The sequence below is a fragment of the Pseudoflavonifractor sp. An176 genome (assembly GCF_002160435.1).
GTDB lineage: Bacteria > Bacillota > Clostridia > Oscillospirales > Oscillospiraceae > Enterenecus > Enterenecus faecium.
Window position 1 is genome coordinate 1 of sequence record NZ_NFKO01000043.1, and the last position, 13,973, is coordinate 13,973.

Below are 13,973 nucleotides of genomic sequence, written 5' to 3' on the forward strand. Positions count from 1 at the left end.
CCGATGGAGAAGCACGAGCTGTATCTCGCTGCATAAAAAGCGGCCAGCAGCACATAGGCTACTGGCCGGGAAAACTTTATATTTTTTCACTGTCCTCTTGACGGGGAGCAGTTCACAAGTAATTCTCGGGAGCATCCCGCCTCGATGGGACCCAGGTCAATGATCTCCTGGGTGTTTACATTCTCTTTGGCAAAACACTCGGCCAAGAACTTCTGACGGTCCACTTTAACCCCTGGGATTTGAATGGCATTGCTGACAATTGCTTCAAGAGCCACTTCAGTGGCTTGATTTGATTGAGTCTCAGTCATACGTATATTCCTCCTGGCAATTGCTTGTATTTTCCAAAATGTGAAGCCGCTCGGTATTTTCAGTATCTGCATTACAGGTTGTGTATTTTTCGCGAACACTGGCTCATGGCTGAAAGCTTATATAGGATTCCTTGTTACGGACAGTATAGCATGGAGCGGCAGGAAATACCATGAATTGACGGTGTTTACCTATGAAAAGAAAAATACTGTCTCCTGGAAGGATAGACATGTGTAAATTGTGCTTTTTCAAAAAAGAATACCCAGCCCTTGCGGCATCTGCTTGGAATATGGTAAATTTAATCTATCAACGGAACGGTTAAGCTGGGAAGTTCATCCTGGCTTTTGAAAACGGAGGGATATCATGAATAGCAATTTTCGATTTTTGGAAAAGGATTTCCCTGTGTTGTTTAACTTTGGACAGTTGGCAGAGGAGTATTGTTACAATGACTCCAACTCCTGCTTAATGAAATTAGGCATGATCGGCGAAACCATCGTCAATTTGATGTTTACCTATGATCGCATTCCGCTTCCGACAGAGAATACAGCGGTAAAGCGGATTGATGCTCTCTACCGAGAGGGACTTCTGACTCAGGATTTGGTGGATATACTGCATGCCCTTCGAAAAGTGCGAAACAAGGCGGTTCACGAGAACTACTCCTCAGTGACAGATGGGAAGGCTCTTTTACCTATGGCACATAGCTTGTGTGAGTGGTTCATGCAGACGTACGGAGACTGGAACTACCGGCACCATGAATTTGTGATGCCTGTTTCTGTGCAACAGCCGAAGATCCTGGATAAGAAAGCGGAAGAGCAAACCGAAACACGTTTGACGCAGGAGGCCGAGGCGAAAGCTGCACAAGCGGAGAGAATCTCCAGAGACAGCCGCCGCAAGCGAGCCAGTCAAACAGCTAGCCAGCGTCAGCGCCCAGAGGCAGAGACTCGCTTTCTCATCGATCAGCAGCTTCGGCAGGTGGGCTGGGAAGCAGACACAGAGAATCTACGATTTTCAAAGGGAACTCGTCCTGCCAAAGGGCGTAATATTGCCATTGCTGAATGGCCTACGGATTCCACTGTGGGAAACCGTGGGCGGGCCGACTATGCCCTTTTTATTGGATTACAATTGGTCGGAATTATTGAGGCTAAGGCGGAACACAAGGACATTCCTTCTGTGATTGATTATCAGGGGAAGGAATATCCCCGTAATATTCGCGGGGAGGATGCACAGTATCAGGTTGGAATCTGGGGTAGTTATAAGGTCCCGTTTACCTTTGCTACCAATGGCAGGCCATACCTGGAGCAGTATAAAACAAAGTCCGGCATCTGGTTTCTGGATCTCCGTCAGCCTTCCAATATACCCAAGGCTTTGCGGGGATGGATGAGCCCTCAAAATATTTTAGAATTACTGGGCAAGGACATTGATGCAGGAAATCGGGCCCTTGAACAGATGTCCTTTGACCTGCTGCGAGACAAAGATGGACTGAACCTCCGGGACTACCAGCTGCGAGCCATTCAGGCAGCGGAAGAAGCGATCATAGAGGGGAAAAATACGGCGCTGCTGGCCATGGCAACCGGTACCGGTAAGACACGGACGGTACTGGGGATGATTTATCGCTTTTTGAAGACGAACCGCTTTAAGCGGATTCTGTTCTTGGTAGACCGCACTGCTCTGGGCGAACAGGCTTTGGATGTATTCAAAGAGGTCAAGCTGGAAGACTTGATGCCTCTGGCGGACATCTACAACATCAAAGGGCTGGAGGATAAGGAGATTGAGCGGGAAACCCGTATCCAGGTGGCCACCGTGCAGGGAATGGTCAAACGCATCCTCTACAACGATGGGGAAACCATGCCCGCAGTCAGTGACTATGACCTGATTATTGTGGATGAGGCTCACCGTGGCTACCTGCTGGACAAAGAGATGGGAGACACAGAGCTTCTCTACCGGGATCAAAGGGATTATCAGAGCAAATACCGCTGTGTCATTGAATATTTTGACGCAGTTAAAATTGCGCTGACGGCTACCCCGGCACTCCAGACCACCGAGATTTTCGGTCAGCCGGTCTTTAAGTACACCTACCGGGAAGCGGTCATCGAGGGCTATTTGGTGGATCACGATGCCCCCCATGATCTTCATACGAAACTTCGGGATGAGGGTATCCGCTATCAATCTGGCGATACGGTCACCGTATACGATCCTGTGACTGGGGAAATCACCAACAGTGAACTGCTGAATGATGAGTTGAACTTTGATGTGGAGCAGTTCAACAAAAAGGTCATTACTCGCCCCTTTAACGAGACAGTGCTAGCTGAGATTGCCAAGGATATCGACCCAGAGAATCCGGAGGAACAGGGTAAGACCCTCATCTATGCGGCAGATGACGAACATGCTGACATGATTGTGGACATTCTCAAGAATATCTACAAGGAATACGGCGTGGACAACGATGCCATTATGAAGATCACTGGCAGTGTGGGGGGTGGCAACCCCAAGAAGGTGCAGGAGGCCATCAAGCGGTTTAAAAACGAGCGCTATCCCAGTATCGTGGTGACCGTGGATCTGCTGACCACCGGTATTGATGTGCCGGAGATTACCAATCTGGTGTTCCTGCGCCGGGTGAAATCCCGTATTCTGTTTGAGCAGATGCTGGGCCGCGCCACCCGTTTGTGTCCTAAGATTCATAAGACCCATTTTGAAATCTATGACCCTGTGGGTGTCTATGAATCACTGGAAGCAGTCAACACCATGAAACCGGTTGTGGCCAATCCCGCCGCCTCTTTTGGACAGCTGATGGACGGTCTGGAGATGCTGGAAGAGGAAAAACAGATTCAGTACCAGATCGATCAGATCATTGCCAAGCTTCAACGGAAAAAGAGGAACCTGGACAGCAAGACTATGGAGCATTTCGTCAGCATGACCGGCGGCATGGACCCCACTCAGTTTATTCAGCAGCTGGAGCAAGAATCTCCCCAACAGGCTAGAAATCGCATTTTGGCGCATCGGGAGCTCTTTGAGCTGTTGGGAGAGCTCCGGGCCAACAGAGGCCGAGCCGTGGTTATCTCGGAAGCCCCAGATGAACTGGTCAGTCACACCCGTGGCTATGGCGCCAGCAGCCGCCCGGAGGACTATCTGGACGCCTTTGCTGAATATGTAAAGACCCATCTCAACGAAATCGCAGCATTGAATATTGTCTGTACTCGTCCAAGGGAGCTGACCCGGGAGAGCTTGAGAGACTTACGCTTGGCGTTGGACCGAGAGGGCTTTACTACACAACGACTCAACACTGCCATAGCGGAACTGACCAACGAGGAGATGGCGGCAGACATCATCAGTCTGATTCGCCGGTATGCCATCGGCTCCACCCTTATCAGCCACGAAGCCCGTATTCGCCGGGCGGTGGACAAGCTGAAAAAAGCCCACAAATTCACTGCCATTGAGCAAAAGTGGATTGGCCGCATGGAAAAATACCTCATGGAAGAATCTGTGCTCAATCTGGGAGTATTTGATGAGGACTCTCGGTTCAAAAGTGAGGGCGGATTTAAGAAAATCGACCGGATTTTTCAAAATCAATTAGAGAACATCGTGCTGGAACTCAACGAGTATCTGTACGATGATGGAGGAAGAAGCGCATGAGTGAAAACGAATTGATGAATACAATTTTTTCAGCAATGGTCAATCAAGCCATTCGAAATAGAGGAAACTGGGTCAGCCCCCTTCCTCAGGACCAGGAAGAAGCCCAAAAGAAAATTTTGGATGCCATTCATGATCTGGTGGAAAACAAAGCCAAGATCAAGCCAGAATATCAGGCACAAGTTTTTGAAGCGATGGTATTAAAATTTGCTGCTGAAACCAACTGGCATAACGGAGGAAACCACACATGACCACACAAGAAATCGTATCTAAGCTCTGGAATCTTTGTAATGTGCTGCGGGATGACGGCATCACCTATCACCAGTATGTTACCGAGCTTACTTATATTCTGTTTTTGAAGATGGCAAAGGAGACTGGCGCAGAAAGCCAGATCCCCGCCGCCTACCGCTGGGATCAGCTCACCGCCAAAAGTGGCATTGAACTGAAAAAGTTCTATAAAGAGTTGCTTACCCATTTGGGGGAGAACTGCACCGGGCGAGTGCGGGAGATCTACCAGGGGGCCTCCACCAACATTGATGAGCCCAAGAATCTGGAAAAGATCATCACCACCATCGACGGCCTGGACTGGTACTCCGCCCGGGAAGAGGGTCTGGGCAACCTGTATGAAGGGCTGCTGGAGAAGAACGCCAACGAGAAAAAGTCCGGTGCTGGTCAATACTTTACCCCTCGTGTCCTCATTGATGTGATGACTCGGCTGATGAAGCCTCAGCCCGGGGAGCGGTGCAACGACCCCGCCTGCGGCACCTTTGGCTTTATGATTGCCGCCCATCGGTATGTCAAAGAACACACCGACGATTTTTACGATTTAGATTCCGATACGGCGGAATTCGAGAAAAAGGAAGCCTTCACCGGCTGTGAGCTGGTTCACGACACCCACCGCCTAGCCCTGATGAATGCCATGCTGCACGACATCGACGGCCAGATTCTGCTGGCCGATACCCTGTCCAACCAGGGCAAGGCGCTCCACGACTTTGATCTGGTTCTCACCAATCCGCCCTTCGGCACCAAGAAGGGCGGCGAGCGTGCCACCCGGGATGACTTCACTTTCCCCACCAGCAACAAGCAGCTGAATTTTCTCCAGCACATCTACCGCAGCCTGAAAGCCAATGGCGAAGCCCGGGCCGCCGTGGTGCTGCCTGACAATGTGCTCTTTGCAGACGGCGACGGGGAGAAGATTCGCTGTGACCTGATGGACAAGTGTGATCTGCATACTATTCTCCGCCTGCCCACCGGCATTTTCTACGCCCAGGGCGTTAAAACCAATGTGCTGTTCTTCACCCGTGGCAAGAGTGACAAGGGCAATACCAAGGAGGTCTGGTTCTACGATCTGCGTACCAATATGCCTAGCTTTGGCAAGACCGCACCGCTGAAAACCGAGCATTTCGCAGATTTTGAGAAGGCTTATGAGGCCGAGGACCGTTATGCTGTGCAGGACGAGCGATGGAGCGTCTTTACCCGGGAGCAAATTGCGGAAAAGGGCAACAGTCTGGATCTGGGCCTGATTCGTGATGACTCAGTGCTGGACTACAACGACCTGCCCGACCCGGCAGAGAGCGCCGAGGAGGCTGCTGCCAATCTGGAGGAGGCCGTGGACCTGCTGATGAGTGTAGTGAAGGAACTGCGGGCGCTGGAGGTGCGGGACTGATGGCGAGAGGAAAGAAAAAAGAAACCCTGACACCGGAGGAACGCTTACAGGCTGCATTGATACCGGAGAGCGAACAGCCGTACAAGGTACCGGAAAATTGGTGCTGGGTTAAATTTGGAACTGTATGCAAGTTTGAAAATGGCTATGCGTTTAAAAGTGAGCGATTTACAAAAAATCAAGGTATACCGGTAGTACGTATATCAAATATCGTTGACAATAGCATTGCTTTAGATGACTGTGTTTACACTACAGAGATTGATATTGATAGCAAATATATTATTCACAATGGCGACTTATTAATAGCAATGTCTGGAGCGACAACAGGGAAAAATGGAATTTATGATTCTGATAAAATTGCCTATCTGAATCAGCGAGTAGGCAATATTAAAGTTATAGATCAAACAGTTCTTGATCCCTTTTTTCGCAATTTTTACATCAGTAGTGCGGAACAACAAATTCTAAATTCGGCTTATGGAGGAGCACAACCCAATATAAGTAGCAGCAAAATATGCGATATGAGTTTTCCTCTTCCTCCACTCCCCGAACAACAGCGCATTGTTGATCGTATTGAAAGCCGGTTTGCCAAGTTGGACGAGGCCAAACAAAAGGCGCAGGATGCCCTTGACAGCTTTGAAACTCGCAAAGCCGCCATCCTTCACAAAGCCTTCACAGGCGAACTCACCGCCCAGTGGAGAAAAGAACACGGCATTGGGATGGAGAGTTGGGAAAAAGCAATTTTGAAAAATGTTTGCAAGGTAAATCCTAAAAAAATAGATACAAATGGTTTGCCTGATAATTTAGAAGTGTCCTTTTTCCCTATGGCTTCTCTTTCTGAAATAAACGGTGAAATTACCGAGCCGCAAACGCGATTACTGAAAGATGTGAAAATGGGTTTTACTAATTTCTCAGAAGGTGATGTGGTATTTGCTAAAATTACCCCATGTATGGAAAACGGAAAATCAGCAATTATCGGTGAACTAATAAATGATATCGGTTATGGAACAACGGAATTCTATGTGTTGCGGTGTGGAGAAAAGTTATATAATCGATATTTATATCATATGGTGCGTGACATCACATTCCGCAATAAAGCCAAATCTGTAATGGCAGGGGCAGTAGGTCAACAGCGCGTGCCAAAATCTTTTATGGAAAATTACCCTTTAAATTTACCTTCTGTCCCCGAACAAACCGAAATCGTCCGCATCCTAGACGACCTCCTTGCCAAAGAACAACAGGCCAAAGAAACTGCTGAAGGGGTGCTGGAGCAGATTGACCTCATCAAAAAAGCCATCCTCGCCCGCGCCTTCCGTGGTGAGCTGGGCACCAATGACCCCAGTGAGGAGAGTGCATTGGAGCTTCTATACGCCAATGTGTGACAACGCACTACAAAATTTTGTAGTAACTTGACAATGTAGCAGGCATGATGTATAATGTGAAGCGTGAGGTGAGAACCCTATGAACAACTTAAAACAGATTCGAGAACTGTATGGTGCTACACAGGAACAGATTGCCCAAGCTATCAACGTAAACCGCGTGACAGTAGCCAATTGGGAAAGTGGAACATCTGTTGCTTCCAGCAGCAATCAGGAAAAACTCTCGATCTACTATGGCATAGGGCCGGAGTATTTTTATGAAAAGGAACTGGACGATGAGGCCAAGCAGCTTATAATTAATACTAGTGCAAGGGCCCAGGAACTCACAGAGAAGTCTGAAGGAAGAAGAGTCAAAGAGCAAGACTTTCACAAGATGTTCGAGTCCATTACATTCAAACAGTCAATGGAACAGTATATGTTTTCCATGAAAATGCTTTTGGCAACTGCCGACAGCGGCGAATTGGACAAGCTGAAAACAGCGGCGCTTATCAACAAGAAGATGGGGGCCAGATTAGAGGCCATTATCCACCTTCGTGAGCAAGAGGCAAACTCTGGAGAACCATCCCTATATGACCTCATAGAGAAGGTCGGGAAAGACAGTTGAGCACTATATATTGTGCACAAAGACTTTATGAACACAATATATAGTTGACAGGCAGCCCCTTCCTTGATATAATGAGGCAAGATTCCAGGCAAAAGAAAACAGCGCCCCGGCTGGTACCCGTTGCGCTGTATCTTTCGTCTACACAGAGAATATGTGCTTAGAAGCGTGATATAGACTGTGTTTCCCTTAGACACATCCACTATATCACGTTTCTGGGCTCGGTTCAATATGGGATATTTCATGAACTTGACTTATTCCGTGTAGCGGAGTTTTTCTTTTGGCTGTTTTGAATAGATGTTCCTGACAACCAATTGTGCCCGCTTTTATGCGGAGAAAGGAAGCGTGACTTTATGTACGCAACAAAAATTAAGATGAAGCCGGGATGCAACCATTCCCGCAACCTTTTGGAGATTGACTCCGTTTACATCGAAGGCTGTACCAACCCTGGTTTTTTCAAGAAGGATGTCCTTCATGACTTTTTGAAGGAGAATCCTGGTACTATCCAGGTGAAAATCAGCCCATACCCCAATGTGATTTCAGCTATCAGCAGCAAAGGCGAGAAGTATGTGCGCTCTACTCCCAACGACTACACGCACGACAATCTTCTCGACCTTCCTCGAGAGTAAAAGGGGGTGGCGTAGATGGGAAAGAACCAGCATGTGACGCCGCATCCGGATGGAGGCTGGCAGGTAAAAGGCGCAGGGAATACCAAAGCTACGCTTAGAACCGATACGCAGGCAGAAGCCATTGCTGTGGCTAGAGCGATTGCGCGCAATCAGGAATCTGAATTGTTTATCCACGGAATGAATGGTCGAATTCGGGCGAGGGACTCTTACGGCAACGACCCGTATCCTCCTGAAGGTTAAGTAAATGGGGCGGTTTATGGGTACCAGACATAAACCGCCCCATTAATATCATAAACGGATGTAGAAAGAGAGGATTCCCTATGCTGGTATTTAGCACTCGTCTGCCGCTTAAAGCAGAAGTTACACATCAAGACTGTTTAAAATTATTCACAGAGTGGGTTATAGGTAGTCCCCACTATCAAATTGATGAGCTTTATTTCAATGTAGATTCACACGATGATTATGACTATACCAAAAATAATATAACATTTTCGGTACGACATTATAAGGATGAATCTATTGAATTATCTGCCTGTAGACTTCAGAATCGAGAGGAAAATCTTGTTTGGGACAATGACTGCGTTATTTTAACTTCCGAAGGCCAAAGAAGTTTATTGATTCAGTTGAATTGTAACTGGACTGATTTTCGGACAGACTTGCCTCCTATCCATAAGCCATATATTGTTAGAATGTTTGTGGAAAAGGGATATTGCGGTTTTGATGGGAAGATTCCTGTTACAGACACACCGATAGTTGCCGGCAAAGACAACTACGAGGAATATCGGGATATTATGTGCGGTAAATCCGCTTATGAAATGCCAGTTGTGTATATAAGCAGAGACTACTGGGGAAAAACCGCTGTTAGTCCCCGATATTTAGCGCATCAGTTGAGCGGTATTGCCCATGTTTTTGTTGAAGAAAATTATGAGATTGCTGCTCGTCTTCAGAAAGATACTTGTGGAAATAATGCTTACCTTGGTTATGTAGGAATTTACTTTCCTGGAACAAGCTACTGTCAGAAACATGGCCTTAGATATTATGATAATGACTTCTACAAAATGTGTCAGGGTATTATAGATGATGTCTGGGATGCCATCATGAATCGTGTGGATTCAACCCAGTACAACTGGAATCAGATTCTTGCCCTGCAGGCTCGGCAGAAAATGCTGAAAATGAAAAATGTTAGTGAGCAAAGCAAAGAGGAACTGGATGCCTATATCGATACATTTGATAAGGAGAAGAAAGAATTAGAAGATAAAGTCGAAGAACTGAATCGGAAAGTGCTTTCTCTTCGAGCTGAACGTGATGGCCTGATGGCGGCAAGGGGAACGGTAAATAAAGATGGAATGTTCTATAATGCTGGATTAGAGGATGAACTGTATCCTGGAGAGCGTAATGACTTGTTGTACAGCATTTTGTTTCAGGTATTGAACAAATACGAAGAAGGGACACGTCCATACTGTATTGTTAAGTCTCTTCTTGATGCAAATCCTAAAATAGGCACCTGTGAGACAATAATAAAAGGCGTCGAGACTGCCTTTCGTTCAGGCGAAAAGTTGACTAAAGTTGTGAAGGGACAGCTGAAAGATTTAGGGTTTACAATTGAAGAAGATGGCCCACATTACAAATTGGTTTTTAAAGATCCACGGTATATGTTCATTGTGGCAAAAACGCCCAGTGACCACCACCGCGGTGCAAAGAATTTGACTCGTAATATTTGTAGGGCGCTTGATGTAGAGAAAAAACTCTGAATAGCTAAAGTAGGTTAAAACTACGCACTACAATAAACTTACTTCTCTCCCACTATAAGCATTGACATTATCGAACATCCGTACTACAATAGACGTAGGCGAAAGCCAAAACTCGCAGCTTTCCGGTGAGGTCCACACCCCTGTGTGACCTCAGACGTTCATGGGCCTCGTAGGGCAACCATAACCACCCCTGTACGAAGGAAACTTCCATGAAGGTCTTCAGTATTTGGCGCTGTGCCGGCAGCGCGGGTGTGTATCTTTCCGTGGAAAGCGGAAAGGACACAAATGAACGACACTGTCGTTATCATCTATAATGGGGAGCCAGTATCAGTGCCAAAGGAGGTCGCAAACTTCCTGGAGCAGGATCGGAAGCGGGAACAGGCAGAGAAAAAACGGGACCAAAGGCATCTGAGTAAAAGTGAGTTTGAAACGGTGCTGTCTTGTTCAGACTGTGTCAGGCGTCCCGTGGAGGATACCGTGCTCTGGAACCTCCGGCTTGAAAATCTGCGGAAGGCCGTTGATAACCTGGGCGACCAGAACCGGGATCTCATCGAACTTCGGTATGGCAGGAATCTGACCATGGAGGGGATCGGGAAGATCTATGGCGTGTCCAAAATGGCGGTATCAAAGCGACTGAAAAAACTCCACGAAAAGTTGAGGAGCTCTGTCACATGACAGGGCCCCTCAACTTTTTTTATTTTTCTGGTTTACAAACTGGCTGTCAGTGTCCTTATAAGTGAGGGCAAAGTTTTTGCGTTGCAAAACCCTACTGGAGGCCGCAGTGGGATACGCCCCAATAAAATTGCCAAAGGAGTGTAAACCTTGGAAGAATGCAAGATAAACCACAATGCTTTGTATAGACTTTTGGAAATTAAGTGTGAGCGTGAGACGTTGGAGTATGTTCTGCAGGGGATGAAAAAGGTGCTGGGCGAGGATCTGCCGGATGCAGATCAGGTGCAAGCCTATCTCATGGCACTAGACAAGCCCACATCTCTCAGCCTCCATCAACAGATGGTGGCAATGGACAAACTGCTGGAGTGTGCCGAGGTGAATTTCCGAACCACCTGTGATATGCTCCGGTACCGACAAATGAAACGGGCTGGGGTGGTCAGCAGCGCAGAAGAATTTCTGCAGCTGCTCCATCCCGGTGAATGCGAGGAGGAATGGAATGAAGAAATCTGAGTATCAGAGCTACGACGAGCTGCCGCTGTTTCTCAATGCGAAACAGGTGGCAAAGGTGCTGGGTGTATCACCATCCAGTGCTTACGAGTTAATGCACGAACCAGTTTTCCCGGTACTGCGAGTGGGCAGCCGCATGATGGTACCCAAAGAACAGTTCATCCAATGGGTGGTGGAACACACGGAAGGAGGTGAGCGCAACTGAATTTGTCTTTGTACCAGCGGGATCCGAAACGGCATCGCTTCCCACTGCCCAACGATATCTGGAAGTGGAACCTGAAGCCCCAGGCCTTCGCTACCTTCACCTACCTCTGCTATCTCCACACCCACGGCACAAAATCCGTCCCGCCCACTGCGGACGAGATCGCATCCAAGCTGCACATGAGCAAGGACATGGCCGCAGAGCAAGTCCGCCAACTCAAACAACGTGGACTGCTGGATCAACATCTGGTTCCAGTGTGCGAGAATACCGGGAAAAATTTTTTCTCTCTGCCCAATGAATTGTTCTTCCTAAATCTCGGTCACGGAGCCATCACCGTCTACGCCTATCTTCTCTACTGTGAAGATCGACGCACCCACCAGTGTCATCCCAGCTACCGAACCATTGCTGCTGCAGTACATCTCACGGTAGCCACTGTCATGAAACACGTCGCAAAACTGGAGGAGAAGCAGCTCATCGCTGTGGAACACACCAGCTACCTGGACAGCCACGGCATGAAGTGGAACGGCAACAATCAGTACACCATCCTCCCCATCCAAATCACATTGGACTGTTACCACCAGCAGCAGATGGACCAGCTGGAAGAACAGCGGAAGTGGCAGCAGGCGCAAAAGCGTCTGGGACGGACCCCAGAGAAAGCCCCGTGTGCCCGCCTGTGAGGGGCTGTGTGCCCCATTGCGGCACAGGGGAAGCCCCTGCGCCCCACCTGGGGGATTTCGAGCGAATTTGGGCCACTTTCGAGGACTCTGCGGAGGACGAAGGGAAAGGCAGCCGGCTATGTGTTCGTCAAGTAGAAAATATTCATTTGAAGTGAATACTTGTGGGTTAAAAACGGCGCACAGGGCTAGGCCCACCATAGGTGGACCTGGGCAGTTTCTATGGCCCTTGGTCATGCGGCAGAGGGCATAATCGGTGTGTATGTCTTGTTATCCCGCATAATGGCATAGATGACCGCTGTCATCTTCTTAGTCACATGTCCAATGATGTTCATATAACGTAGTCCTTCAGCAGCTTTCTTTTCGAAATATGCTTTGAACATGGGATCGCGTTGGACAGCACCAACGGAAGCCATCCAGACCGCTCTGCGTAAATAGGGCGAGCCTCGCTTGGACATATGGACATGTGTACCCACAAACTCACCAGATTGGTTCACAGACGGGTCTACGCCTATATATGCCGCCAGCTTGTCGGCGGAGGAAAAACGGGAGATATCACCAATCTCACTGAGAATGATAGCCGCCAGGATCGGGCCAATTCCAGGAATGGTGGTTAGCGTGGTATCAAATTGTTGGAGCAACACTCTAATCTGTGCTTCCAACGCACCGCATTTTTCTTGCAGTGTGTGGATATGCTCCAGCATTAAAAGGATCAGTGTTGAGTACGCTCCTTCGCAGTCCGCAACACCAAAACTGTTCCGAGCCAACGCCTTCATCTCCTGGGCTTTCCATTCCCCAAAGTGGCCATTGCTGCTTGTCCAAAGGATCTCTGTCAGCTTGGACAGATGAGCATTGGCCAGTTTCTGCGGTGTTGGATATTTAGTGAGTACCGCCAAAGAGGATTTACAGAAAACGGAGTCGAACTGTGTCTCATACTCTGGAAAAACACGATCCAGAAGGGCAACCGTTTTTCTCTTCAGGTCGCTGGCAAGATCCATGAGATAAGACCGGTTCCGGCACAGTTCTTTGAGCGCCAACAGTTTTTCTTGTGGAATATCACTGGCAGCATAGCGGCCAAAGCGAATAACCTCCGCAATCACCAGAGAATCCTTTGCATCGGTTTTTGATTTTCGGAGAAACATCTCCCGCATGGCATGTGTCTGGATGGGGTTGAGTACAACGACTTGATAGCCCTCTTTCTTGAGACGAGTGTACAGAGCCAGCCAGCAGTGGGCGGTAGACTCCATAGCAAAGATAAACTCACCCTTAAGATTGGTCAGCTTCCCAAGACGCTCCATCATACGGTTGTATCCAGTGCAGGTATTGGAAATGCGAAACGCTTTGCACACTACCTGTCCCTCTGAGGTAATGACAGTGACTTCGTGATTCCGCTTGGCCACATCGATTCCTACGATAAACATACCACCACATCCTCAAATCATAGTGACACAGACAGTCCTCATGTTTCTTACAAGTCATACCCTGCTTCGACATTGGCGGAGGACAAGTGTTCCCGCATCCGGCTCATAAATGAAATCTTGTAAGAGTGAGGCCGCACGCAGCTTAAAGCGGATGTCCCGCAAGGAGAAAAGAAGCGGTCCTCTGTCTGCATGAGGTAATTATATCATCACCCATCTGGGTGTTGATACTACAACCAAGGATGCTGGAACAGGCTGGCGCCGCACGCTGCTTAAAGTGGATCATCCACAAGGATAAAAGAATCAGACGCCTACCTGTTCAGCTATACCATCGCCCAAGGGCGTTGATATCAATCGTTGAGTATGCAGAATTTCTGCATAGATACACAGCCTTGGGCTACGGCTAAAGTATAGCAGGGGAAAGACACGACGCTCCTCGAGCGCCGTGCCGGCCACAACTGCCCGCAGTGCAGGCAGTTTCAGGCTTTTCAAAGGGCGTTCCTTTTGGCAAAAAATCTGGGGAGGAACGCTCTATTGGGGACGAGCC

At 48.3% G+C, this 13,973-nt stretch carries 14 protein-coding genes; 12 read left to right on the forward strand and 2 right to left on the reverse strand.

All coding sequences use genetic code 11. The features are described from left to right. Positions 1–86 precede the first annotated feature (86 nt). Complete coding sequence (locus B5F12_RS10900) at positions 87–308, reverse strand: hypothetical protein (RefSeq protein ID WP_087234308.1); 222 nt, start codon at positions 306–308, stop codon at positions 87–89. A gap of 361 nt (positions 309–669) precedes the next feature. Between B5F12_RS10900 and hsdR the strand changes: the two genes are divergently transcribed. The 12 genes from hsdR to B5F12_RS10960 all read left to right on the forward strand — a co-directional run bounded on the left by hsdR (position 670) and on the right by B5F12_RS10960 (position 12,011). Beyond that, a complete protein-coding gene (gene hsdR, locus B5F12_RS10905) occupies positions 670–3,936 on the forward strand; it encodes a type I restriction-modification system endonuclease (RefSeq protein WP_087234310.1) in 3,267 nt (1,088 codons plus the stop codon). Beyond that, positions 3,933–4,184: a hypothetical protein gene (locus tag B5F12_RS10910; RefSeq protein WP_087234312.1), complete on the forward strand. Its 252-nt coding sequence runs from the start codon at positions 3,933–3,935 to the stop codon at positions 4,182–4,184. The genes hsdR and B5F12_RS10910 overlap by 4 nt, the downstream gene beginning before the upstream one ends. Then, entirely contained in the window at positions 4,181–5,599 is a 1,419-nt protein-coding gene (locus B5F12_RS10915) for an N-6 DNA methylase (protein WP_087234314.1), read from the forward strand. Before B5F12_RS10910 ends, B5F12_RS10915 begins: the two co-directional genes overlap by 4 nt. Further along, positions 5,599–6,975, forward strand: coding sequence for a restriction endonuclease subunit S (locus tag B5F12_RS10920; RefSeq protein ID WP_087234316.1), 1,377 nt, complete (start codon positions 5,599–5,601; stop codon positions 6,973–6,975). Before B5F12_RS10915 ends, B5F12_RS10920 begins: the two co-directional genes overlap by 1 nt. A gap of 79 nt (positions 6,976–7,054) precedes the next feature. Continuing rightward, positions 7,055–7,576, forward strand: coding sequence for a helix-turn-helix transcriptional regulator (locus B5F12_RS10925; RefSeq protein WP_087234318.1), 522 nt, complete (start codon positions 7,055–7,057; stop codon positions 7,574–7,576). 350 nt (positions 7,577–7,926) lie between these two features. Beyond that, positions 7,927–8,202 (forward strand): DUF3892 domain-containing protein, encoded by a 276-nt coding sequence (locus B5F12_RS10930; RefSeq protein ID WP_087234320.1) that lies wholly within the window; start codon positions 7,927–7,929, stop codon positions 8,200–8,202. 15 nt (positions 8,203–8,217) lie between these two features. Beyond that, positions 8,218–8,442 (forward strand): DUF2188 domain-containing protein, encoded by a 225-nt coding sequence (locus tag B5F12_RS10935; protein ID WP_087234322.1) that lies wholly within the window; start codon positions 8,218–8,220, stop codon positions 8,440–8,442. Between the two features lie 80 nt (positions 8,443–8,522). Continuing rightward, on the forward strand, positions 8,523–9,953 hold the full coding sequence (locus B5F12_RS10940; protein ID WP_087234324.1) for a hypothetical protein: 1,431 nt from the start codon (positions 8,523–8,525) through the stop codon (positions 9,951–9,953). A 285-nt stretch (positions 9,954–10,238) separates the two neighbouring features. Beyond that, positions 10,239–10,628, forward strand: a complete 390-nt coding sequence (locus B5F12_RS10945) for a sigma-70 family RNA polymerase sigma factor (protein WP_087234326.1) — start codon at positions 10,239–10,241, stop codon at positions 10,626–10,628. Between the two features lie 147 nt (positions 10,629–10,775). Continuing rightward, entirely contained in the window at positions 10,776–11,135 is a 360-nt protein-coding gene (locus B5F12_RS10950) for a hypothetical protein (RefSeq protein ID WP_087234328.1), read from the forward strand. Then, positions 11,122–11,337, forward strand: a complete 216-nt coding sequence (locus B5F12_RS10955) for a helix-turn-helix domain-containing protein (protein ID WP_087234330.1) — start codon at positions 11,122–11,124, stop codon at positions 11,335–11,337. The genes B5F12_RS10950 and B5F12_RS10955 overlap by 14 nt, the downstream gene beginning before the upstream one ends. A 2-nt stretch (positions 11,338–11,339) precedes the next feature. Beyond that, the gene (locus B5F12_RS10960) at positions 11,340–12,011 is read left to right on the forward strand and encodes a helix-turn-helix domain-containing protein (RefSeq protein WP_242954952.1); all 672 of its coding nucleotides are present in this window, start codon (positions 11,340–11,342) and stop codon (positions 12,009–12,011) included. Positions 12,012–12,241: 230 nt separating this feature from the next. Here the strand turns inward: B5F12_RS10960 and B5F12_RS10965 are convergent, their stop codons facing one another. Continuing rightward, positions 12,242–13,429, reverse strand: coding sequence for an IS110 family transposase (locus tag B5F12_RS10965; protein WP_087234332.1), 1,188 nt, complete (start codon positions 13,427–13,429; stop codon positions 12,242–12,244). Positions 13,430–13,973: the final 544 nt, after the last annotated feature.